This is a genomic window from Butyrivibrio sp. DSM 10294 (assembly GCF_028539135.1).
Taxonomy (GTDB): domain Bacteria; phylum Bacillota; class Clostridia; order Lachnospirales; family Lachnospiraceae; genus Butyrivibrio.
On sequence record NZ_JANSWL010000033.1, the window covers coordinates 18,390 to 43,389 of the forward strand.

At 42.7% G+C, this 25,000-nt stretch carries 20 protein-coding genes; 17 read left to right on the top strand and 3 right to left on the bottom strand.

The features are described 5' to 3' along the window. Positions 1–362 precede the first annotated feature (362 nt). The 8 genes from NXH67_RS00945 (at position 363) to NXH67_RS00980 (ending at position 9,429) form a co-directional block, all read left to right on the top strand. Positions 363–908, top strand: a complete 546-nt coding sequence (locus NXH67_RS00945; RefSeq protein WP_022779510.1) for a TIGR00730 family Rossman fold protein — start codon at positions 363–365, stop codon at positions 906–908. 74 nt (positions 909–982) lie between these two features. Beyond that, positions 983–2,575 carry a xylulokinase gene (locus tag NXH67_RS00950; protein WP_272796044.1) on the top strand — a complete coding sequence of 531 codons (1,593 nt, stop codon included), beginning with the start codon at positions 983–985 and terminating at the stop codon, positions 2,573–2,575. Positions 2,576–2,584: 9 nt separating this feature from the next. Next, a complete protein-coding gene (locus NXH67_RS00955) occupies positions 2,585–3,490 on the top strand; it encodes a class II aldolase/adducin family protein (RefSeq protein WP_022779512.1) in 906 nt (301 codons plus the stop codon). A 1-nt stretch (position 3,491) separates the two neighbouring features. Further along, the gene (locus tag NXH67_RS00960; protein WP_022779513.1) at positions 3,492–3,953 is read left to right on the top strand and encodes a GtrA family protein; all 462 of its coding nucleotides are present in this window, start codon (positions 3,492–3,494) and stop codon (positions 3,951–3,953) included. Then, entirely contained in the window at positions 3,922–5,418 is a 1,497-nt protein-coding gene (locus tag NXH67_RS00965; RefSeq protein WP_022779514.1) for an aspartate aminotransferase family protein, read from the top strand. Before NXH67_RS00960 ends, NXH67_RS00965 begins: the two co-directional genes overlap by 32 nt. 200 nt (positions 5,419–5,618) lie before the next feature. Further along, positions 5,619–6,590, top strand: a complete 972-nt coding sequence (locus tag NXH67_RS00970) for a hypothetical protein (protein WP_272796045.1) — start codon at positions 5,619–5,621, stop codon at positions 6,588–6,590. Then, the gene (locus NXH67_RS00975) at positions 6,587–7,159 is read left to right on the top strand and encodes a GNAT family N-acetyltransferase (protein ID WP_272796046.1); all 573 of its coding nucleotides are present in this window, start codon (positions 6,587–6,589) and stop codon (positions 7,157–7,159) included. The genes NXH67_RS00970 and NXH67_RS00975 overlap by 4 nt, the downstream gene beginning before the upstream one ends. Positions 7,160–7,386: 227 nt before the next feature. Next, positions 7,387–9,429, top strand: a complete 2,043-nt coding sequence (locus tag NXH67_RS00980) for an InlB B-repeat-containing protein (protein WP_272796047.1) — start codon at positions 7,387–7,389, stop codon at positions 9,427–9,429. Positions 9,430–9,504: 75 nt separating this feature from the next. Here NXH67_RS00980 and NXH67_RS00985 read toward each other — a convergent pair whose 3' ends face one another. Beyond that, positions 9,505–11,442, bottom strand: a complete 1,938-nt coding sequence (locus tag NXH67_RS00985) for a DUF3298 domain-containing protein (protein WP_272796048.1) — start codon at positions 11,440–11,442, stop codon at positions 9,505–9,507. A 207-nt stretch (positions 11,443–11,649) separates the two neighbouring features. Between NXH67_RS00985 and msrA the strand changes: the two genes are divergently transcribed. From msrA to NXH67_RS01010, 5 genes are all read left to right on the top strand, one after another. Beyond that, complete coding sequence (gene msrA / locus NXH67_RS00990; RefSeq protein ID WP_022779519.1) at positions 11,650–12,135, top strand: peptide-methionine (S)-S-oxide reductase MsrA; 486 nt, start codon at positions 11,650–11,652, stop codon at positions 12,133–12,135. 84 nt (positions 12,136–12,219) lie between these two features. Next, positions 12,220–12,705 carry a GNAT family N-acetyltransferase gene (locus tag NXH67_RS00995; protein WP_272796049.1) on the top strand — a complete coding sequence of 162 codons (486 nt, stop codon included), beginning with the start codon at positions 12,220–12,222 and terminating at the stop codon, positions 12,703–12,705. 483 nt (positions 12,706–13,188) lie between these two features. Further along, a complete protein-coding gene (locus NXH67_RS01000) occupies positions 13,189–14,160 on the top strand; it encodes a hypothetical protein (RefSeq protein ID WP_272796050.1) in 972 nt (323 codons plus the stop codon). Then, on the top strand, positions 14,148–14,291 hold the full coding sequence (locus NXH67_RS01005; protein ID WP_272796051.1) for a hypothetical protein: 144 nt from the start codon (positions 14,148–14,150) through the stop codon (positions 14,289–14,291). Before NXH67_RS01000 ends, NXH67_RS01005 begins: the two co-directional genes overlap by 13 nt. Positions 14,292–14,857: 566 nt before the next feature. Next, positions 14,858–15,310, top strand: a complete 453-nt coding sequence (locus tag NXH67_RS01010; protein WP_272796052.1) for an Hsp20/alpha crystallin family protein — start codon at positions 14,858–14,860, stop codon at positions 15,308–15,310. A 50-nt stretch (positions 15,311–15,360) separates the two neighbouring features. On the opposite strand, the gene NXH67_RS01015 is transcribed toward NXH67_RS01010, so the two are convergent. After that, entirely contained in the window at positions 15,361–15,675 is a 315-nt protein-coding gene (locus tag NXH67_RS01015) for a hypothetical protein (RefSeq protein ID WP_272796053.1), read from the bottom strand. A gap of 231 nt (positions 15,676–15,906) precedes the next feature. Between NXH67_RS01015 and NXH67_RS01020 the strand changes: the two genes are divergently transcribed. Together NXH67_RS01020 and NXH67_RS01025 are read left to right on the top strand one after the other, a co-directional pair. Further along, positions 15,907–16,272, top strand: coding sequence for a hypothetical protein (locus NXH67_RS01020; RefSeq protein ID WP_272796054.1), 366 nt, complete (start codon positions 15,907–15,909; stop codon positions 16,270–16,272). A 124-nt stretch (positions 16,273–16,396) separates the two neighbouring features. Continuing rightward, complete coding sequence (locus NXH67_RS01025) at positions 16,397–16,765, top strand: hypothetical protein (RefSeq protein WP_022779460.1); 369 nt, start codon at positions 16,397–16,399, stop codon at positions 16,763–16,765. A gap of 178 nt (positions 16,766–16,943) precedes the next feature. Here the strand turns inward: NXH67_RS01025 and NXH67_RS01030 are convergent, their stop codons facing one another. After that, the gene (locus tag NXH67_RS01030) at positions 16,944–18,002 is read right to left on the bottom strand and encodes a LacI family DNA-binding transcriptional regulator (protein WP_026516833.1); all 1,059 of its coding nucleotides are present in this window, start codon (positions 18,000–18,002) and stop codon (positions 16,944–16,946) included. Between the two features lie 246 nt (positions 18,003–18,248). Between NXH67_RS01030 and NXH67_RS01035 the strand changes: the two genes are divergently transcribed. Further along, a complete protein-coding gene (locus tag NXH67_RS01035) occupies positions 18,249–19,787 on the top strand; it encodes a glycoside hydrolase family 32 protein (RefSeq protein WP_272796055.1) in 1,539 nt (512 codons plus the stop codon). Between the two features lie 65 nt (positions 19,788–19,852). Next, the gene (locus tag NXH67_RS01040) at positions 19,853–24,916 is read left to right on the top strand and encodes a hypothetical protein (RefSeq protein ID WP_272796056.1); all 5,064 of its coding nucleotides are present in this window, start codon (positions 19,853–19,855) and stop codon (positions 24,914–24,916) included. Positions 24,917–25,000 lie beyond the last annotated feature (84 nt).

Here is a 25,000-nt window from a genome sequence, read left to right on the forward strand (position 1 = left end):
GCTGTAATCATAAGTCAGTTACTAACTATACTATCCGAATATGTACAGGATGCGAATGCAAAATTAAACATTCATAAAATCGTTAATTCGATAATAGATAGACATTATAGTAATAGGTGGCAAAGCGCATATTTGCTTGACTTTCTGTGATAATTAATGCTATGTTATTTTGAAATTTTTAAAGAAAGTATTGGGGAAAAATTGTGATTCAAAAGCAAATGAAGCAAAATATAATCGTATTGATTGTCGGAATAATACTGGCAGCAGCGTCAGCGCCGGGCTATGTTGGACACTGTATTGCATGAGATAAGCAGGCACAATCCGCAGGTGATAATCGGCAAAAAATAAGCAGGAGTAGTGATATGAATATTGTAGTATATTTGGGATCAACATCCGGAAACAACAAGCATTTTGAAGAAGCGGCCGTGGCCCTTGGCACATGGATTGGTAAGAGCGGCAACACACTTGTATACGGCGGCGCAGACAGAGGCCTGATGGGTACTCTTGCCGATGCGGTATTGGCTGCAGGAGGAGAGGTTATTGGCGTTCTGCCCGACATTCAGAGGATTCTGGACAGAAAGCACAAGAATCTTACTAAATGTTTTGAGACTGCGTCAATGGCAGAGCGCAAGGCCAAAATGATAGAACTCGCCGATGCCTTTGTTGCTCTCCCCGGAGGAATAGGAACAATCGATGAGATCACAGATGTACTGTCTCTTGCCAGTCTTGATGTGATCAGCTGCCCTATAGTTCTGTACAATACCGACGGTTATTATGAGCCCTTCAGGACACTTATCAGAAACATCATTGATAACGGTCTTGGCAGAAAAGAGTATTTCGAAAGTGCTCTTTTTTCAGATGATATCGAGGAAATTGCTGCATTTCTTACTGCAAAAAAATCGGTGTGAATCTGCCGGAAATAATGTAAAATAGAATAAAGATGGGGATTTGTGACGGAACATTAGAACATAAGGGGGATGCTATGCAATATGTACTGTCATATGATATAGGCACAACAGGACTTAAATCCTGTCTGGTGGAAATAGGAGACACCGCTACTCTCCTCGGAGGAGAATATGAAACCTACGGCCTCTACATTCTGGATAACGGAGGGGCTGAGCAGGACTGCGAAGAGTGGTGGACAGCTATGTGCAGGAGTACCAGGAGGCTCATTGCAGCAACCGGAATATCACCTTCTGATATCTACGGTATTTCTTTTTGCTCTCAGATGCAGGGCCTTGTTCTTGTGGACAGGAGCGGAAATGCACTCCGTCGCCCTATGAGCTATATGGATCAGCGAGGCGGCGAGGTTATGAGGAAGACCGAGCAGTTCGGCCTTACCGTGTCCGGAGTTAATTTATCTATTCTTTTAAAGAGTCTTATTGCCACTCATGCGGCATCAACAAGCGTAAAAGATCCACTGTGGAAATACAAATGGGTTCAGCAAAATGAGCCTGAAATATATGAAAAAGTCTACAAATGGCTTGATGTAAAAGAGTACCTTATCTGCCGAATGACGGGAGAGTGCGTGATGACGCCGGATTCTGCCTATTCGACTTTCCTCTATGATACCAGAAAGGGGAAGATGTGCTTCAGCAGATCTCTCTGCAAGACCTATGGCGTTAAATACGAGCATATGCCAAGAGTTGTGGGCTGCAGCGAAGTTGTTGGGGGACTTAGGAAAAAACAGGCAGAAGAGCTGGGGCTTATCGAAGGAATACCCGTATACGGAAGCGGCGGCGATGCAACCCTGATAGGAATAGGAGCAGGGGCGACAGAACTGGGAGATACCCACATCTACTGCGGAACTTCAGGCTGGGTCAGCACCGTCATCGACAAGCAGGAAGTGGATATTTTCTCAATGATAGCCGGGATTGTGGGAGCTCAGGAGAACAGATTCAACTATTTCGCTGAGATGGAAACTGCAGGAAAATGTTATGAATGGGTCAAGGATCACCTTGCTCTTGATGAGATCGACATTTATCTTAGCAAGGCGGATGTGGGACACTCATCGGAAAGTAAGTATTTGAGCCTCTATGACTATCTGTCGGAGGTTATAGCGCAGGTTCCGCCCGGAAGCGGCGGTGTTATCTTTACGCCCTGGCTTCACGGAAACAGATGCCCCTTCGAGGATCCCAAGGCTGCAGGAATGTTTTTTAACATAGGTCTTGATACCGGTAAGAGACATCTTCTAAGGGCCGTTATCGAAGGAATATGCTTTCACCTTCGCTGGATGCTGGAAAGCCAGGAGAAGAAGATTGATACCTCCCGCATGATCAGATTCGTTGGGGGCGGCGCTCTTTCGCCGGTTACCTGCCAGATTCTGTCGGATATTCTGGGCCGCGAAGTTGCTACGGTTCCTTATTCCAAGGACGTGGGAGCCATTGGTGCAGCTATGCTGGTGGCGGTAGGAAGCGGACAAGTTAAGGACCTGGCATCCATGAAGGAGCATGTCAGGGTCAGTGAGACCTATTCGCCAAATCCGCAGAACAAGGACATATACGACAAGCAGTACAAGGTATTCCAAAAACTATACAAAGCTAACGCCGCCAATTTTGCGGCTTTGAATTCATAGGAGGAAGGAATGGGGGAAACAGAATTAAGGAAACAGATTGTTGAAACAGGCCTTTTATTATTAGAAGAAGGGCTTGTGGCAAGAACCTGGGGAAATGTCAGCGCAAGGACCGATGAGACTCATTTTCTGATAACACCAAGTGGTCTTAGCTATACCAGAACAAGGCCCGAGGATCTGGCGCTGTATGACATGAAGAATGAGACCTATGAGGGCAGTTACAAGCCTTCCAGCGAAAAGGGCGTTCATGCCTGTGCATATGCGAATTTTCCCGAGGTTTCTTTTGTGATCCATACTCATCAGAACTACGCTTCAGCCTTCAGTGTTTCGGGAATCGCAGAGCTGATGATGACTGATGAGGAAAAAGAGAAGCTGGGAGGCATCGCAGTTGCATCCTATGGCCTTCCCGGAACAGGAACCCTCAAGAAGGCGGTTAATTCCTGTTTCGCGGGCGGTGCGCACACAGTCCTTATGAGCTGCCACGGAGCGGTGGTTGCCGGTCGTGACAAGGATGAAGCCATGGAGAGAGTTCAGCTGTTGGAGGAAATCTGTAAGAGAAGTTACAATGGGCATGACGGGTCGGAGACTGCAGCTGTAGCATATTCGCGGCTTGATATTCCTCTTAAGGCTCAGCTGGATGACATGGCTCAGATGATAGGCAAAGAAATCCCGGTCGTAAAAGACAACCCAGAGGCCGCGCTCTCCAAATATCCTGCGGTTCTTGTCCCGGGAAAGGGCATACTTGTAAAGGGAAGGGATGATGACGATACCAAGGCCCTTGAACTCCTTGCGGAAAAAGCCGCCATCACAGCGCTTCACTGCAGATCCCTTGGTATAAAAACCAAGCTTCCATGGCTCGATGTGGCGATCATGAACTACGTATACAGGAAGAAATATTCCAAGAAAAAGGAGGGCTAGGATGAGTGGTGATAAGAAAAAAGAACTGGTGAGGATAATCAAGTTCGTGTTCTTTTCTATATCTGCGGGGATCATTGAGATCGTGAGCTTCGCAGTCCTTACCGAGTTTACACCTTTGCGGTATTGGCCCTGCTATCTTATAGCTCTGGTGCTGTCGGTTCTCTGGAATTTTACCCTGAATCGTAAATTTACCTTCCAGAGCGTAGCGAATGTTCCTGTCGCAATGATGCTGGTGGCAATGTTCTATGCGGTTTTTACCCCGGTGACCACCATAGGAGGGAACTTTCTTGTGGAACACCTTAAATGGAACGATTATCTCGTAACCGGAATCAATATGGCTCTGAATCTATCCACAGAGTACTTGTATGACAGATTTGTAGTATTCAGAAAATCAATAGACACCAATATTTCCAAAAACAGGAGGCCTGAAAATGAAGAATTGCGGAATCAGTCGTTGGGATGATCCCAGTGAGATCAACAAAAAGCTTAAAGAGCTGACCTCTCAGCCCATCTGGGAAGTCACAGACGAGTATTACAACGAAGAAATAATGCCTTATTACAACGAAAAATGTAAGCAGAGCCATGCCGTTTTTGAGGAATCTCAGAAATATATTCCGGGCGGTGTTCAGCACAATCTTGCTTTTAACAAGCCTTTTCCCATGTGTATGGCCAAGGCTGATGGCCCTTATCTCTATGATAAAGACGGCAATCAGTACATAGATTTTCTGCAGGCCGGAGGTCCCACAATTCTTGGAAGTAACTACAAACCGGTAAGGGACAAGGTATTTGAACTTCTGAACGAGTGCGGCCCTGTGACGGGGCTGTTGCATGAGTCTGAGATGCTGATCGCAAGAGAGATCAACAAGCATATGCCAAACGTTGAGATGTTCCGTATGCTTGGATCCGGTACAGAATCCGTTATGGCATCTCTTCGTATAGCAAGAATCGCAACGGGCAAAAAGCATATCATCAAGATCGGAGGAGCTTACCACGGCTGGTCAGATCAGATGGTATACGGACTTAAGATTCCGGGAAGCCGCGCACTTCTTGAATCTCACGGTATTCCCAACAGCAGCTTCGGCAAAACCGACGAGGTAAGGCCTAATGACCTTGATATGCTGGAGAAGATGCTTAAGAGAAACCGTTTGTCAGGCGGCACTGCAGCTGTGCTCCTTGAGCCTGTGGGCCCTGAGAGCGGCACAAGACCTGTTGCCCATGATTATAACAAGGGTGTAAGAGAGCTCTGTGACAGATACGGTGCTCTGCTTATCTTTGATGAGGTAGTTACCGGATTCCGTGTTGCGCTGTCAGGTGCTCAGGGCTACTTTGGCGTTGTTCCGGATCTTACCATCTTTGGTAAGATCATTGCAGGCGGATATCCTGCTGCCGGTGGTGTTGGCGGTAAGAGAGAATACGCTTCCCTTATGGCTGCGGGCCTTGCTACAGGTAAGCATCGGGCCTATGTCGGCGGAACCTTATCAGCCAATCCTCTGTCCTGTATCGCAGGCTACACCGCTATTCAGGAAATCGAGAGGACCAATGCCTGCGAAGTTGCCGGCAAGATGGGAGATCGCCTCTGCGACGGCCTGAAGGAACTTATAGACCGCTACGGACTTCCTTTTGTAGCCTATAACCAGGGTTCCATCGTTCACCTTGAGTGCACCGGAGCCATGAGCTTTGACTTCTCATCAATGTCCTTCATCAAGTCCGCAACGGGCCTTCTCAAGCACAAAGACATGATGTATGTCCGCAAGGATTCCATGGAGAAAATGGGAGCAGCCTACATGGCAAACGGCATCGTAACCCTGGCAGGAAGCAGACTCTATACGTCACTGGCCGACACTCCCGAAATCATTGATGAAGCTCTTAACAGATTTGAGAACGTATTTAAGCATGTTAAGAAGACTGATAAGGGATTGGTGGAGTAATTTTTTAATTGAATTATAAGTACATTGAGATAACTCCGACGGGTTTGATATCCGCCGGAGTTTTTGATTTATTTACCTTAATTGTCAGTTGTGCTATAATTTCGAGCGTCGCGCAGGTGATTTTCGCGATGAAAAAAGTATATAGGGGTACATTAACGAACATGAAAAAGAGAATTGTAAATTGTTTGCTGATCTTAGCAATGATTACAGCAACTTGTGGTTGCAGCATTCTTCCCGGGCAGACTAATACCGATAAGGAGACGAATACAGAGGATGTATCGGTAGAAAAATTAATAGAATTTGCTGCTTCGGATACAACTATAGAAGAGAAAAAAGAAGAGAAAACAGAAGAAAAAGTACAGGAAAAATATGATCCTGAAATTAACGATGATCTTCTTGGAGCAATAGAGCAGCTGGCTCTTTCTTTTGATGAATTTAACTCAGAAGTAGATACAAAAAAGGATTATTGGCAGCGAACTTTTATCGATCACTATATCCGTGGCAATTGGGATGGATATAGCTATAAGAAGATGCTGGAGAAGGACTATAACGGAATTGTCACTAAAGACCAGGTTGAATATATTCATAAATCCCTGACCGGCATCGATCTTTCCTTTGATTCAATGAAGGATGATGAGACTATTGACGTATACAATTCTGTGAATGCTACAAACAACAGGTATTGTAATATCTTAAATTATGAGGTGACAGAAGGCGCAGCATCAGGGGCAGGCACCACCTGTATCTCTGCACAGATTGAGATCGGAAGCGGAAATAGTGACCATGTGAAAACCTATGATATGTATGTTTATCTGAAGGAGAATCCCGACAGCTGCTTTGGCGGATATAGCGTTACTTCACTTACTAAGACGGAAACCACAGTATATGCTGAAGGCGATGGACAGGAGCATTCCTTTTACGGCTGGTACATGAGTGACCTTGATGTAGAAGGCGAAGTTACTATCGAATTTGGCGATTCAGAGGATGAATTTGAATATGGTCATTTTGTCACAGTTAAGGTAACTGATGAGCAGAAAAAGAAGATAGTGGATATCGGCACCTCTGACCGCATTGAAATCACATATCTTTTCTCAGATGGAATGACAGAGCCTGTGGACGAGGTAACAGCTGTTGATGTCAGATTATTCGCAGTAGAAAGGCTTTTTGAATGAAACTTAAGCAGCTGAGTAAAGATGAGGTCATTACTCTTTTCAATGAAAGAATCGTTAATGATTTTGCCAAAGAGGAGATCAAACCTCTTAACATCATACTTAAAGCTATGGATGACGGAATATATGAGTGCCTCGGTCTTTTTGATGGTGACGCCATTTATGGCTATACATTCCTTGTCAAAATGGGAATGAACTATCTTGTAGACTATGTTGCAGTCTACCCTGAGCACAGAAATAATGGTGTTGGCAGTAAGATGCTGTCTTGCCTTTCCGATTATCTTGCTAAGGCAGACCTCGTAATTGGAGAAGTAGAAGATCCGGATTATACAGAAGACGAAGAGCTAAAGTCCCTGCAGAAGCGGCGTATCGAGTTCTACAAAAGAAATGGCTGCAGAGATACCGGACTTCGTGTCAGATGCTTTGGTGTTCCATTCATCATACTGGAAACAGCGGGTAGTACCGGCGCAGGGAAAGATGAACTGTGGGAGGTATATCAATCTTTTTACAAGGCAGTGCTACCCAAGGAAATGTTTGAGCGTAACGTAGAATACGTGGATTATAACAATTAAAAGAAGTATACCAATGGGGACGGTTCTGTTTGGTATAGTTTTCGCTTTTACAAAAACTATACCAAACAGAACCGTCCCCATTGGTATACTTCTTTTTCACAGCGAAAGTCTTCCGGGATATGTCAACAAGACAACATTGCTTTAGATTGACGCTTGTTTTCCTGAAGTATAGAATTAATGCGGTGTGATTCAGCGCACCATCAAATGAAAAAGAGGGGAGAATTGTCATGAGAAAAAACGTTGTGGGACGAGTGCTGGGATTATCTCTGGCACTTATCATGGGCATGTCAGTGCCCGTATGTGCTTTTGCCGAGTCTGGCGAAAGCAATCAGGAAGTAATTATTTCAATTGAAGAAGAGGAGTTCTGTGAGGAAGAACCTCTGGCCGAGACTAATGAGGATGAGATGATCGATGAGAGCTCCGAAGTCGAAATGGTCGAAGATGCTGATGATTTCACAGAAGAAGCAGTCTCAGAAGAAGCAATTGTAGAAAGTGATGTAATCGAAGAAACAGAGCTTCTCGAGGAAACAGCCTCAGACGATGTAACGGAGGACGCAAATGTTTCCGAAGAAAGTGTTTCGGAGGAAGATGTTTCGGAAGAGAGCGCCACTGCGGTTAATGAATCCAAGGTATCCGAACCTGCCAAGACTGAAACATATACAATAACATATGATCTTGGCGGAATAGAGGGCGTCACTGTTGTTAAGCCGGTTAATTCATACAAGACTGGCAAAAAAGTAACCCTTCCCAAGGTTAAATGCCCCGGTTACACCTTCAACGGCTGGCTCTTTGATCCTGCGGCAGAGAGCATTCTCGTTACCAAGAAAACTAAGGTTGCCGGAACCGAGATGACTTTTGCCACAGCTCTTAATAAGACTGCAGCACAGGATATGACTTTCACAGCAAGCTTAACACCTATCAGCATCAAGGTTTCCATAGCTGCTAACGGTTCCGGAGTATACAAGCTTGATGACACCAACAAAAAGATTAAAGTATCCGGTAAGAAGCTCCTTGGAACAGTTGATTATACCGGTAACAGAGATGCTGAAAAGTGCGATTTTTCCTGCAAGAACTGGAAAAGAACCGGCTATGAGCTGGTAGGCTTTTCCGCCAATCCGAAGGCAAAAAGGGGCGATAAATTCTATGGAGTTGATCTTGAAAAAGAGGACCTCTCCAAGCTTTCAACCAAAAAGACTGCCACTTTATATGCCATCTGGTTCGGGGATATGTGGGTCATTGATTACACTAAGAAAGCAATCCTTCTCGATGGAAAAAATGAGACTGAGATTGACTATGTGATATCCGATATCTGGCCGGGAAATACCGAGTACGGAACAGTTCTTAAGCTTCCTAAAGCAGAGCTTGAAGGATATACCTTCCTTGGATGGAGAGCAGTTAATACGGTTAACGAGAACAAACTCAAAAAAGCAAAAGGCTATGTAACTGCAGTAAATGCCAACAATATGGCTGACGTGGCTCTTCAGCCTGTTTTCAAACAGCTTACTTATAAACTCAGCTACAATGCCCAGGGCGGCACATACAACAAGAAAAAGAAGGGTGTCCTCAAGGCTTCTGTCGGATACTATGAAGACATTGCCGAACTTGTAGCTCCTTTAAACAGCACAAATATCAAGAAAAAAGGCTATGATCTTAAAGGCTTTGCTCTTGATGCCAAGGGCGAAACAGGTCTGGTTATAGGCGCAAACGGTAAGCCCATTAGCGAAGATGGCAAGCTGATCCTTAAGGCAGTTAAAGCAGCTACTTTGTATGCAATCTGGGAAGACCATAAGATTCCTGAAGTTTATGTGCTGTCTAAGGTTATAACCAAACTCGGCAGCGACCTGGAATTTTGGGACAGCTCGTTTGATGAAGGTACTCTGACCCTCAAATATGATGAAAACGGTATTTGTACCAAAGCAAAATATAAAAATCATGATGGCTGGCTAGTTGGCCAATCTTATGAGGATATCTTATACGCTGTATTACGTCCGCATCCGCTGGATGAATCATTATTAAAAGATCCAAGAACCGAAATAGTATATGATGATGAAGGAAGAATTACATTTCAGTGGTATTGGCAGCATTGGGACTTGGATAATACCTGTGATGATTGGTACAAGGAGTATTATACCTATGATGAAGCCGGAAGAGTAATTCGTTATGAAGGCTATTACATGTATTTTGATAAGGACGGCAATCCTTTGAGGAAAGAGCCTGATTATTGCATCTATGATTACGAGTATTCTCTTTTGAAAGACGTACAAGGATAAAAAGAAATAATAAAGCCGGGAAGTCACTGATAATTAATGATTTCCCGGCTTAATTTATACCTTTTTGAGACAATATTATTCATCCAATGTGCTTCTCCCAAGCAGTTCCTCATAGCTTACATGCATTGTAATGAACCCTGAAGAAAAAGGTCCCAGATCATAAGGATAGAACATGAAATCAATTCCACCTTCGGTAAACTTAGCTCTGTCGTCAATCGCTGCTGAGTCATAGGCCTGCTGAGCTGCTTCTTCTGCGGTCTGGGCAAAATAGGTGGTCTCTTCAGCGTTGGCAAAATCATCTTTTACCTTATCAGCGATCAGGTGCTTAAACTGTTCCTCGGTACCTGTGTAAAAATCTGCAAGGTGGTATCTTAGTCCTGTTGTAAGGTCGAAGAGGAACTGACCTCTCATAGGCTCTCCATGAGCGCCGCCGCTGTAATAGTAGCTGCTGTAATCTACCGCAAGATATCTGTCTTCAATTATGCAAACATCTGCAACATGGTACTCCGAGGTCTCACAGTGCAGCTCAGGAGATTCCAGATGGTCGTCGCAGGAACTATTGGCAAACGTAAGGCTGTTAGTGTCTGCATTTTGGCTGCCGTCTATGTAGTCGGAGATAACCTTGTTGATGTCATCGGCGTAGTCAGAGTATTTGGAGTCTAAGACAAATTTCTCGCCGTAAAACTTATTCAGAGTTGTGTCGCAATCAGGGCATTTGTAGTCAGATGAAACGTATTCCACTGTTCCATAGTCAAAAACAGGGAAAGTATCTGCTACGTAGCCAAGAGACTTAGGTGATGGATTAGCTTCTTTTGGATCAACAACGTTCCATACATACTTGTTATCCTCAAAGACAGGCACAAAAAATCTGTTTCCAAATATGGAGGTATACGGACTTAAAATGTCCGTTGTATTCGTTCCGGGAACCGTTGTTTCTTCAAAGATGAACTTGCTTGAACCGTCGGTAAGATCGTAGGCATAAACCTTTCTTTTAAACATATCAAGACATATCGACTCGTCTTCACAGTAATAGCAGTAGTTTCCGTAAAACACCATGGTCTGTGGCTCATTGCCTTCGAAAATAGGCCTGGTCTCTTTGTTTGCAAGATCCAGTACAAAATATCCAAGTGATAAATAGTCCTCGTCATATAGCTGCATAACTGCCAGGTCTTCGTTAAAATGGCAGAATGTTACATTTACGCCGGGGGCCGCCTCATAAACAGGAGTAATATTGCCGTCACGATCAGCTCTGTATATGTTCTGATCCTTTTTTACAAGATTAAATCCAAGTTCACTAAATTTCCTTAAAGTGCAGTCACTGATTCCATTACTGTTTCTGCCGCAGGTATCGCAATCTTCAGTAGCCTTGTAATAGGCGTCGAGCCCGGCACTTGCCTCTTCATATTTAAGGCCGTCTTTAATCTCATAGCAGTGCTCTACAAAATGGCTGCTGCCTGAAGGCATAGTCAAAAAGAAAAGCTTGCCGTCAAAAATATCAACGTTCTGGATATATTCTTCGTCAATTCTGCAAATCTCGGCCGCCTCGCCGCTTACCGGATCCATTGCATAGAGTGAACCAAAGGAAGTCTCGGAGTCATTATTCTTATAATGATAATTTTTAAAGTACAAAATACCATTGTCATAAAAAGTATAGTCACTTGCTTCAATGCCTACCCCCGGGAACTTGTCAGAGAGCTGTTTTCCAAGCTGCTCCAGGTCGTATTCATTGGTGAGATTGCCATCTTCATCGACCACATACAGAGTGGTGTTATTGTAGTTCAGGCTGTAATTACGCTGGGATTCTGTTGCAGAATTCTCTACAGGCATTTCTGTTGTATTGTCTGTAGGTGCTTCTGTAGACTCTGTAGAATCAGTCGTTTGACTGTCATTTATCATTGGGATGTCGCTTATGGGATTCATAGCAACAGGTTTTTCATCATTGGCGCCGCAACCGGCTACAACCGTCAGCATTGCTGCGGCAAAAATCAATGCTGTTATTTTCTTTGTTTTCATAAAAAATGCCCCTTCCAAAACTTTCTCAGAACATTATACAGGATTTTTAATAGTATGCCAGTGTTTTACTTTTGGGTAGGCACTCTTTCTTTTGGAGTATTGATTTTTACGTGTCCGTGGGTTAATATAACTTCAAAATTGCGCACAATATAATAGAACTAAACGCATGAAAGTAGTAGGAACAAAAAAATAGAAGGGGATAGGAATATGACAGAAGCGTATTTTGCAGGCGGATGCTTTTGGTGCGTTACACCAATTTACAAGATGTACGGAGTGGATAAGGTCATCTGTGGCTATGCAGGAGGAGATGAGGAAAATCCTACATATGAGCAGGTGAAACATCAGGAAACAGGACACAGGGAGACTATTAAGCTCGTCTATGACCCAGAGAAGGTTTCCTATGAGAAACTGCTTGATATCTACTTTGCCAACGTGGATCCTTTCGATGCAGAGGGCCAGTATATTGATAAAGGCTTCTCATATACACTGGCAATCTTCTACAACAATGAGGAAGAAAAAGAGATATCGGAAAGGAAGATAGCAGATATTGAAAAGAATTCAGGTAAAGAGACTCACGTAGCTCTTTTGCCATATAAGAATTTCTACGAAGCCGAAGAGTATCATCAGGATTATTACCTTAAGAATCCGGAGGCATTTGAGAAAGAGCTGATAGAATCGGGAAGGAAGCAATAATTGACAGGTTGTTTTACAGTACTTCTTTCTCTAAGCAGATGAAATAGGAGCTGCTGTTAGAACAATTACTAGGAGCATTTGAACATGAAAATAAGAACAGCAACAATAGAAGATCTGGATGCGATAGCTGCAGTTGAAGCGGAGTGTTTCCCTGCTGCAGAAGCAGCATCAAAAGAGGAATTCGAAGACCGACTTGCATATTACGCAGATCACTTCTGGCTGATGTTTGATGAAGACAAGCTCATTGCCTTTGTGGATGGCTTTGTGACCAATGAGCCGGATTTGACCGACGAAATGTATGCAAAAGCTGATATGCATGATGCCTCCGGGCGTTGGCAGATGATATTCGGAGTGAACACGCTTCCTGACTATCGCAAGCACGGATATGCAGGTGAGCTGATTCGAAAAGCCATAGATACTGCAAGGGAGCAGAACCGTGCAGGTCTTGTCCTGACCTGTAAGGATGAGCTGGTAAGCTACTATGCAAAGTTTGGCTTTATGAATGAAGGCCGGAGTGACAAGTCTCAGCATGGCGGTGTAGCGTGGAATCAGATGAGGCTTACTTTCTGATTGGGGTGTTCATGAAAAAATGTGAAAATGTTAGGAGCCGCTGCGAGGGTAACCTGGAATTTTCTGCCTAAAGACATAGGTGGCATGGTTTTTCTTGATAGAATTAACAATTTGTTCAAACCTTGTTTACTCTTTCGCAAGGTAAATGCTTTATCATGGATATCAGATAGAACAAGAAAACACATAACTTCTTTTTCATAATACTTGGGCGGCACCTGATGGTACCGCCCATCCTCCTTGTTAAGGCTGTTAAAGTTTTTGCCGATGCCATCGGCAAAATCGCAGTATATGAAGTTAGAACTTAAATAGTATGCGCTTTATAATCCTCGGAAATGCCATATAAAAGTGGTCAAACCGAGGATTATTTTTGGGGCTTGAAGGAACGTTGATTGAATATGACATGTAATCTGGAAATGTGTTATAATTACATATAAATAATACATTACAACAACCATGTAATAATATATATAGGTGTAAAATAGCATGAAAGAGTTATCCGATCTTATCTTCAATGCATTTGGAATAGGGTTTAGTATCAGTGAACTGTCAGACAGGACCGGTCTGCCAAGATACCTGTCCTCTGGACGGGAAATCTATGTCGGCAGATCTGAAGAAGCATCCATGCTCATAGTAAGACTTCAGGAACCTGTTGACAGCAGGGTACTCTCAAGAGAACAGACGGTATATGAGAATACTTTCAGGATGCCTGTGGCTTTTTTGTTTGATACGCTTAATAAGAGCTACAGAAATGCGTATGTGAAGCATCATATACCGTTTATCCTTGTTCCGACGCAGGTTTATCTGCCATTTCTGGGGATACTGTTTAGTAAAAAGTTTTCCGGGGAGTCATTAAAAAGCAGAAAGAAGCTTACTCCCAATGCGCAGCTTGTTTTGCTGTTTATGATCTACAACGAGAAAAAAGAATATGCAAAGCAGCCTTTATCTGAAAAGCTTGGTCTTAACCCGGTGTATGTTACCAGAGCGACCAAGGAACTTGCAGATCATGGGCTATTGGAAGAGAGAAAAGTCGGAAGAAACTCATTTGTTTATAGGACTATGGCTGCAAAAGACCTTTTTGAACTGTCAAAGCCTTTTCTGGCGAATCCTGTTCATGAAGTCATTCATGTAAGAAAAGAGAAGGTCGTTGATAGCATGCCTTTTGCAGCTGATGAAGCACTGTCACACCTTGGTATGTTAAATCCTCCTGAAATAAGTGTCCGTGCATGCTATAGGAAAAATGATGTTATAAAAGCCCTGAAAGAGGCTGAAGACCCCGCATGGGAAGAGCCTTGGACTGTCTGCAGCATCCAGCTATGGAATTATGATCCGGAGTTATTGAAGGCTGATGCAGCAGTTGATATAATATCACTCTACTGTTCACTGAGAGATTCGCATGATGCGCGTGTTTCAGGGGAGATTGAGCGACTTTTGGAGGAATATGAATGGCTGTCATAGGACTTGATGATTTTGCAAAATATTTTGAAGAATATGAGGACTGTTATACGATAATCGGCGTTGCAGCCTGTGAGCTCCTTATGTCACAGACGCCTGTTGATTTCAGGACCGGTTCCTTGAGAATGTGGTAAAAGAGGAAATTATCTTTGCCAATCTGGGGATCAATTAAGATATGCAGACTGAAGTTGCTGCACTCAGAGAGACATATATAAGAGTTTAAATGATATTTGTAATGATTATGGGGCAGGACATCGATTGATGTCCTGCCCCGTTTTGTTAGGAGTAAGCTGCCATTTTTTTGAGGGGGACGGGCAGCTCTGAAATGAATAATGAAAAAGTATATGTGTTTGGGAGGTTTCAAGCTATTTACTTGATGAGGTTATGATACAAGGTAATCCTAAATTCGACCTAAAAGAGAAAAGTTTTTTATAAGCATAGGGCTGAAGCATGTAATGGACGCGATTATTGGTACTGAGAAGTTTTGAATGGAAATATTAATTTTGTGATGAAGTACACAATATCTTTTTATCCAAATTAGCACTCTCTATTGACGAGTGCTAATCGCGGTGTTATACCATAAGTAGAACAAAGGAACAGAGAAGACCGTTAGGACTTAAGGCTTCCGATGATCTGAACCCTCCGTCCCAATGCTCATTAACAGTTAATCAATTGTTTATGTGCAAAGGAGGTAAGCATTATGTTAGCACCTAGTATTTTTGAAGAGAATTTCATGGATGATCTGTTTGGATTCCCTTACATGAAGGATTTCGAAAACATGGAGAAGAAACTCTATGGCAGAAAAGCTTCAAGGATGATGAAGACCGATATCAGGGAGAAGGATAACAACTATGAAGTAGTAATTGACCTGCCGGGCTTTAAGAAAGAGGAGATTGAAGTAGAACTTAACGACGGTTACATTACAATCTCAGCAGCCAAGGGACTTGAAAAGGATGGAAATGACAAGAAGGGCAAACTTCTTCGTCAGGAGCGTTATGCAGGATCAATGCAGAGAAGCTTCTACGTTGGGGAGAACATCGAAAAAGATGATGTAGAGGCAACCTACAGACATGGTGTTCTTACTCTGACAATTCCTAAGAAAGCTCAGGAAAAGAAACTTCCGGAAAAGAATCTGATAGCAATTGAAGGATAAAATGATTTTGAAAGCCCTGCCGTTCATATAACGGCAGGGCTTTATTATACTTATTCTTCCTTACACTTCCTGACCACCAGAAATGCCACAACCATCATAATTATATAACCAATGATAAGACCCGGAAGAAAGAAGCTAAGTTCAGAACTGGCTGATGTGACTTCTGCTGCCGTCAGACCATAATATTCCTCCAGCTTAAGGCCAATGGCATAGGTGACATGAATCTCTCCGCCTGAGCTGCCGATTCCGATTATAAAGCCGGCGAGCTGGTACATTCCAAGGTTGAGTAAGTAGCAGACTAGCGTCAGACCTGCTGCCAGGATGATAGTAAGAATCGGAGTATTCACTTTTTTAATAATCCTCATTATAAATCCCCTTTATAATCGTATGATTTTATGAAAACGAGTGTTTTCTGTTAGAAGTATAGCATATTGCAGACTACAAACAAGCTTGCATACTGCAGTTTGTAATTAAGTTTGTCATAATCATTTGTGGCAATACAGCCCTGTATTTTGCAGTTTCCATGATACACGTTCTGCCCTGAATATCCTATATTTACTTTGTAATGACAACTTTTTTAGGGGAGGATACGTGTAATGGATACTGAAAGATTGTTTTTGTATCTACGATTGATAGTAATTATTCTCATATGCCTGATTGTAATTATCAAAAAGAAGCTCTTGGATAAACCACTGATCTTTTTTCCAATAGCATTTATCGCAGGGTTCCTTACTTGGGTTTGCCTTCAGAGCGCGTTAAATTCCATAGATTTCCTTGATTTCCATGAAATTGCGATTATCCTCCAGATTTATATTCCGTTTGTTGTATTGCCTCTTCTTTTGAGGGCGCTTCCGGTGATAGTGCTCATCGCACTGGGGATTATTGCAATAAGACGTATCAATGCTCTTGAAAAAAAGAATAAGCAACAAGAGGCAGATAAGCAGGAAGAAAACGAGCTATGACAGTGCACGCCGCTGCGGAAATACAGCCTCATATTTCGCAATGTTTACTCTTCATTTTCCGGAGCATATATCGTATACTGTTAACTCGTAAGGAAAAAATACTTTTCCATAGGAGGGCAATATTATGACAAAAAGAAATGTTGGATGGGTACTGGTAATCATCGGATTATTCATGCTGTTCAAGATGGTGAGGGTTTCATCATTTGGTTTCTACCGTATCGGCAGGGTGAGCACATCTGCGATTGTACTGATACTTCTAATCCTTTCAGCGATAGCAGTAGTAGTTAACAAAAACAAATTTACGGTTGGATGCCTCGTAATGTCACTGATCCTCTTGGTAGCAGCACTGGTACTTGGAACGGAACTCTATTTTGCATATTCATCACTTACAGATGTGCTTTTGGTATTTGTTCCCGTTGTAATCGGTGCAGGACTCATTATCAAGAGCGCATTTGAAAGACATGGCAAAAAGAAAACTGAACTTGAGTACTAAAACATTTTATCAATACATATGATCTTGCAACACTGAGAAAGCTCGAGAAAAACGGGCTTTCTCTTTTTTTTTGTTTTTTCGTTACTAGTATTTACTTTTTGTTGGAGGATCCGTTCGATGACTAATAAATTTAATATAGACAACCTGGAAATCATGTCATTATTTTAAAAAGTGTAGTTTATTTAATCGTATTTCCGGTTGATTCTCTTATTATGATATCTGTTTCTACATATGTTTTTTTGTAAGGAGTATTTGGATTAGCAATCCTGGAAAGCAGAATATCCGCAGCAATAAAGCCCATGGAGCTTGAATGGATCTTCACCGTGGTAAGACTTGGCTCGATGATGGTGGCTTCGGGCGCATTATCAAATCCGCAGACCGCAACGTCCTTCGGAACTTTTTTACCAAGCTGCCTAAGGGCCTTTATGGTGCAGATTGCCAGGTAATCGTTGGCACAAAAGAAAACTTCAGGCATTTTCCCAAGCTCGCTGATCCTTGCTGCGAGATAATCTGTATCTTTGTACGGACTCGAGTCATCATCAAGAATACAGGATCCGGTGTCGATGCCAATCCCGCTATCTGTCATGGCTGAAACGTAGGCCTGCCACCTCTCATGGAAGGACTGGCAATGGAATCTGTCACCAACAAATGAGATGTTTCTCTTTCCGCTTTGGATAAATGAACTGATCAGGCGGTAGACGCTTGTAACATTCTCCATGTAGAGAGTATCAGCTGCCAATCCGAATTTCTGAAGAACAGGGGTATCTACAAAGAGAATGGGAATATTCAGGCTGCAGAGGAATTTGCTGTATTTTTCGGAAAAGAGCTCTATACAGAGAATTCCTGCTATATTGTCCATGGAAAAATTAGTTGGGAGGCTTAAGGATTCAATATCATTATCTTTAATAATGTTGATTGAAAGCTTGTAGCCCAGTGAATCTATTCTGTTCTGAAATGCCTCAAGAAGCTTGGTTCCTGAATGGGATGCACCGGGAAAAGAATGAGTGAACAGGGCTATTTCTGTCTTGCCGTCCTTTAATGCTAAGAGCGTACTTGTTGCTGTATCAGCGGTATCAACTAAACTAAACTGCTTGTAGCCCATGGCTGTAGCCATCTGACAGATCTTACTCCTGGTTTCCGAAGATACGCTTCCTGAGTTGTTAAGTGCTCTGGAAACAGTATTTCTTGACATTCCAAGTGCGTCTGCAATTTCCTGTAATGTTACTCTTTTTCCCATAATGGATGTCCCCTCAATACTTTCTGAGTCTTTTTATATTCGGTAAATATCATAACGCTGCAATAACGATGTGTCAAATGCACCAATTTCTGTATGACAAGTGTGCATAATTCACAAAAAAGAAACCCATAAAACACTGAATTTCACGAAAATATGTGTCATATGCACTTTTAGATTGATACAAATGACACATAATGCTATATTGTTTTTGTCAAGTGATAGTGCAAAAGCACTAAGGGAGGGATTATGCATAGAATAAAAACATTGCTTTTGATTGGCATTATGACCATCGCCAGTGTTGGATGCTCATCCAAAGCCGCAGAATCGGATACTGCTTTAGATGAAACAACAGAGGAAAACGTGCAGTCAGCGGATGAAAAGTATCTGGGAGAGAACATTGAAGATCATATCGTTTTTCCGGCATCAGTGGAGGGACTTGTGGGCGATACAATGCCGTTTTACGACGAGGGAAAGTACAATGTCTTTTACCTGGCAGACCAGAGAGACGGTAAGCAGGGATATCACCCTTGGGGGCTGATCCAGACTACAGACTTTGCCTCATATGATGACAAGGGAGTTGTTTTGAATTATGGAGACGCTGTAGAAGACCAGGACATAGCTCTTGGAACCGGAAGTGTAATAAAGGGAAATGACGGTAAGTACCATGCTTTTTATACAGGACATAACGATATGTTTGAGCCAAAAGAAGCAGTGATGCATGCTGTCAGCAGCGATCTTATAAATTGGGAAAAGATTCCCGAAGATACACTTTATGCAAACGAGAATTATGCACAGAACGACTTCAGGGATCCGTTTGTTTTCTATGTTGAATCAGAAAAGTGCTATTCAATGCTTGTTGCAACAAGACAGAACAACATCGGAGTCATTGCAAGATACACTTCAGAGGACTTAAAGAGCTGGGAAGATGCCGGTGTTTTCTTTGAAAATGATATGGGAACCGATTCAAATCTGGAATGCCCGACACTCCTTTCTTATAAAGGAAAGTGGTACTTGTCATTCTCTGATCAGTGGCCTCACAGGCTTGTTCATTACAGGATAGCAGACAATTTTGAGGGCCCGTTTGAGATCCCTTCACAGGACATCTTTGACTGCAATGGCTTCTATGCAGGAAGAATGGAGACAGACGGAGAGAACTTATATGTTGTCGGATGGAACGGAACGAAGAAAAAGCATATAGACAGTGAGGACTACGACTGGGGCGGAAATATGGTCACTCATAAGCTTGTGCAGCATGAAGATGGAAGCCTCACACCTGTTTTAAACCCTGAGCTTGAAAAGCTTTTATCTAATGAGCTTTCGCTTACACCGGTCAAAATGACTGATTCAGCTTCTCTTTCGGAGGGCGTTATATCTTTTGCCGGTGAAAAATATGAGATGGCGGGATTTAAGGAACTTCTTGGCAGTTACCTTATTAAGACCACGATCAGGGGTTTTGATAAAGACGGTATGTTTGGGTTCTGCTTTGATACAAACGAAGAAAGTGTCGGAAGCCTGAACATTGTGTTTAACGGCGCCAACAACAGGATTGAGTTCTACAACGGCAGCAATATTATGGAAAGAACTGCTCAGTCATATGTTGATTTCAATTTAGCAGATAAAAATGAGCTGAATGTTTCACTGCTTGTTGCAGACGGCGTTGTGTGCATGTATGTCAACGATGAGATTGCTTTCACAACAAGAATGTACATGTCACAGGGCTCTGATTTTGGGGTGTTTAGTGTTGAATCAAAGGCAAGTTTTGAAGATTTGAAGGCATTTAAGTAAGGAAAGATAGTTATCTTTTGGGAGAAGACTTAGGAAGCAGATATCGTTTATAGGAGTGGAATGTTATGGGGTTAGATTTAAAAAAAGTAGTGGCAGTTGCATCAAAATATAAAGTTGCACTCGGAGGAATGCTCGCGATCGTTGCAACCTGCACAGGAACTATGGCATGCGGAATTAATGAAGAAGCGCTTCAGCAGTCAGCTATAGTAACAATCGAGGATGAGATTGTTGCGCTTGCGAGTTCATGGCCTTCATCTTTTATTTCGCATGACTATATCGAACCGGAATTTGTTGATGATGAAAACCGCACCAATAATGCTTTTAACGTTGCAGATTTTGGAGAGCAGGGAAATAACGGATGGTTTTACAGATATGGATCATCACAGGACCCGGCAAGGTCTAAGAGACTTGAATCCTATGATGGAGAGAGATACTTTCAGCCCGGACAAAAGGGATTAGAGATAAAGTCCAATTTTATTCATACCGCGGAGGAAGTTGCATCAATACTGGAGTGGCGAGCTGCAAAGGGCGGAGATATAAATATTGACCTTGCATATGTCAAAAACGTAAATAATGATAAAAATCCCATGTATCCTGATGGCGTAACACTGTATGTTTACAAGGGGGATGAACCTATCGGAAGATACAAGGTCGATGCAAAGACAGACAAGGAAGAAGTTGTAGAAGAGTCCTTAAAAGATATACATGTCGATGAGCTGGAAAGCCTGTACTTTGTTGTGGATCCGAACATGAACAACGCTTACGACGGTGGTTCATTATATGTTGCCATTTCCGATGTAAATGCCGGCGGTCCTACAGCGAAAAAGGATACAGACAGAATTGATAATAATGCTTATTCCATTGATGATTTCGGCCATCAGGGGAATAACGGCTGGACTTATATGTGCGGAAAAAGCGTTTCACAGGCGAGACTTGTATCAACAGAAAAGAACGGAGAGTACATGAATTCTACATCTCCAAATCTTTCAATCAGCCAGTTCTTTATTCATCCATCAATAAATGATGAGGCAATGCTATGCTGGCAGCCTGCAGTCGATGGTGCCGTTGAAATAAGAGGAACTTACACCAAGTTTGAGCAAAACGACGGAAATCCTGACTGGCCGGATGGTGTAACTGTCTCTGTCTACAGGAACAGAGAAAAGCTTTTTTCCCAAAAAGTTGCAGCACCAAAGAAGGGCAAGAATGAGATTTCTTTCAGGGAAAAGAATGTAAGCGTAAGCACGTCAGACAGATTATACTTTGTGGTTGATGCAGGAGGAAATGCGTCTTACGATGGCGGCGCATTCGATATTGCAATCCTTGACAGGACCGGTGCAACAACCGAAAAAGACGTTGTTATTGCCGGAGATGATACAAGAGAAAACTACGCAGACGTTAAATATGACTTTGGCAAACAGGGAGAAAACGGCTGGTTCTACCAGGAAGGTTATGGAGATGACCCAAATGATGTATGCAATATGCGCATCTTTAACGAAAAGGAGTACAGATATTTTGACAGCAGCTACCTGGAGATAAAGAACGATTTTGTAAGTCCCGGAAAAGGAAAATCTGCTGTGATCAAATGGAAGGTCGCAAAAACAGGAACAATCAGGCTTAATACTTCCTATACCAAGTTTAAGAACGAGGATAAGAATCCAAGCTGGCCGGACGGAACCAGGGTTACTCTTTATCATAATAATACGGTTCTTGCACAGGAGGAATTTGCGCCAGACACCAAGCAGGAAATATCTAAGCGCATGGATGTTGAGTCTTTAAAAGTAAAGAAGGATGACTATATTTCCATGGTCATCAATTGTAAGAAAAACAACGCCTATGACGCGGGAAAATACGAGTTTTCCGTTTTTGACCTCACTGATGTTACCACAGAAAATGATATATCGATCAACGAATGCGAGACAAGGCAGAACTTTGCTGATGTTAAATATGATTTTGGTGAGCAGGGGAAAAATGGTTGGTTCTACCAGGAAAGCATAGGAGATGCTCCGTTCGTCGCCTACAATATGCGAAAATACAGTCCTGATGAAGAGCGATACATTGATTCACGCGATCTGGAGATAAAGAGAGATTTTGTGAATCCCGGAAAGGGCAAGTCCGCAGTTATCAAGTGGAAAGTGGCCCAGAATGGAACGATCAGGATTGATGCTTCATATACAAAGCTTAAGAACGAGGATAAAAATCCGGATTGGCCGGATGGAACAAGGGTGACACTGTATCATAACGGCACAGTTTTAGTTCAGCAGGATTTTGATGCTGAACTAAATGAAATTACCAAAAGACTTGATGTTGCAGGACTTGATGTTGCCAAGGATGACTATATATCAATGGTCATCAATTGTAAGGAAAACAATGCCTATGATGCAGGTCTTTATGAGTTTTCCATAAAGGGATTGTCTGCGCTTACGGGACAGACAGAGAGAGACGTTATAAATTGGGATAAAGGCCGTTCAAACAACGCATCACTCCAGGATGATTTTGGAAAGCAGGGAGAAAACGGCTGGTGCTTCCAGTCAGGATACTATCAGGATCCATACTTTGCTGTGAACGTTGAGCGACTTGAAGAAAATGGCGAGAAATACACGACTCTTGACGGAATAGAGATAAAACGTGATTTCATCATGCCTGCTAACAAGGGAAGATCTGCAAATGTGAAGTGGGTTGCAGCAAAAAACGGCAAGATCGACATAATGGCATCCTATACAAAACTTCTTAATGAAGATAAAAATCCGGATTGGCCGGACGGCGTGACAGTGTATCTTTTCAAGAACAGAGAAGTCCTGAAAAAAGAGGATTTCGCGCCACTTACCGATGAGAAGATCACGAAGGATCTGTCAGTAGAGGATGTTGAGGTATGTGCCGGAGATTGCATTACTCTTTTGGTAGATGGAAAGGCAAATACCGCTTATGACGGCGGAAACTTCACTTTTGTGATCGAAGATGCAGAGCTTAGGACCATGAAGATGGTCAATAACAGCGGGAGGAACTATGCAAATCTTTCTAATGATTTTGGGGAGCAGGGCAGTAACGGTTGGTACTATCTTGAAGGCAGAAGAATAGACAAAGCAGAGGTTTTGTCAAAGAAGACTGCTGATGGAACAGGGTTTATTTCAAGAAAATTAAGCGGCCTCGAAGTGAAGAAGGACTTTGTGCAGCCAAGGCTCAATGCCGATGCAATGTACAAATGGGTTGTGGCAGTTGACGGAGAAATAGATATAACCGGTCAGTATGTGAAGTTTGGCCATGAAGATCCCAATGCAGACTGGCCTGACGGCGTAACTATCGAGATCTTCAAGAATAACTCCAGACTGTATAACACTGTTTGCAACTGCTCGAAAGGTAAAGGAAACGATAATGCAAGAGCTGTAAACATCGCAAAACTGCAGGTTAAGAAGGGAGACATCCTTACTTTTGACATAGGCTGCAATAGGAATAATGCCTGGGACGGAGGAAGGCTTGAAATTGATATTGCTGATTCTGAAGGAATCAAGGTTTCAGTAGGCGATGAAGTCAGGACCAACAACACTGTACTCGGTAATCTTGAATCATTCGAGCAGGGTAAGGACGGATGGTGGTTCCTTGAAGGAAAAGACTTAAACAGTGCAAAAGTCCTTGTATATGCTAATGAGGATAAGACTGCTTTTATTTCTCCTTCCAATAAGAATCTCGAAATGAAGAAAGACTTTGTTCATCCCGGAGAGAAGAAGGCAGCAATATATCAATGGGTAGTGTACGAAGATGGAAAAATCGATGTGCTTGGCGACTATACCAAATTCGGGCAGACTGACGCAAATCCTGATTATCCGGATGGTGTGGGACTTAAGGTGTTCTTAAATGAAGAGCTTCTTGAGGAAAAAGATATAGCGGTTTTGCAGGGAGATGGTAATGATAACAAGGCAGACTTCATGTTTACTCAGCTTGACGTCAGGAGAGGTGATAAGCTTTCATTTGTTATTGACGGAAAGAATAATATAGCCTATGACGCAGGTAGATTGTCTGTGAGTGTTTATGCGGCAAAAGAGAAGGCTGAAGATGAAAAGCCGCGGACTAACAACACTAATCTCTTTGAATCATTTGGTGAGCAGGGCTCAGATGGTTGGACCTATGGAATGTGCGACTGGGATGGAAAGAACTTTGAAGAGCTTTCCTATGATCCTGATAATGAAAGATACTATAATAACGGAAAACCTGAGCTGAAAAGGGATTTTGTAGAGCCCGGAAATGGCAGAAACGCTGCATACAGATGGGAAGCAGCTAATACAGGTAAAATAAAGGTTTGCGGAAGCTACACCAAGTTTGCCAATAATGAAGACCCTGATGCCAACGGCATTTGCATGAGAATTTTCGTAAACGGTGAAGAAAAGAAGTGGTTTGGTGGAATTACCCAGGGCAACTTTGATTCTGAAAAAGAGATAACATTCGATGAAGAGTATATCGTTCACGAAGGTGACATCGTAATGTTTGCCGTAGATCCTGACGGAAACGACAGCTACGATGGCGGAAGACTTTCTGTAGTTATCAAAGATGCTGACAAGAACTCAGATGATGAGGAAAATGGAGATAAGCCCGAACCCGGTGAAGACCCTGTGAATCCCGGAGAAGATGGCTCTGATAGCGAAGGCAGGAGCAATAGCACAAGTATTGCCGGCGCTTTCGGCGAACAGGGCTCAGATGGCTGGCACTACGGAATGTGCGACTGGAACGGCAAGAATTTTACAGAGCTTTCCTATGATTCTGATAATGAAAGATACTATAATAGCGGAAAACCTGAGCTTAAAAGGGACTTTGTAGAGCCGGGAAATGGCAAAAATGCAGCTTATCTCTGGATCGCAGCAAACGATGGAAGTATCAGGATCAGCGGAGAATATGTGAAGTTTCCTAACAGCGAAGATCCTGATGCCAACGGAACCTGTATGAGAATATTCCTTAACGGGGATGAGAAGCTTTGGATTGGCGGAGATACGCAGGGCAATTTCAGCTCAGAGATCAAAAAAGATTTTTATCAGGAATATGAAGTGAAAAAGGGTGACGAGATCATATTTGCTGTGGATCCTGACGGAAACGACAGCTACGATGGAGGAAGACTTTCTGTAAGTATCGAGCCTGTGGAGTAAGGAAATGTTGTTATAGCTTCAGCCGTCCTTGATACCATAAATCACTAAATGGTACCAGGTACCAAGAACTTTCCATTAATGGTT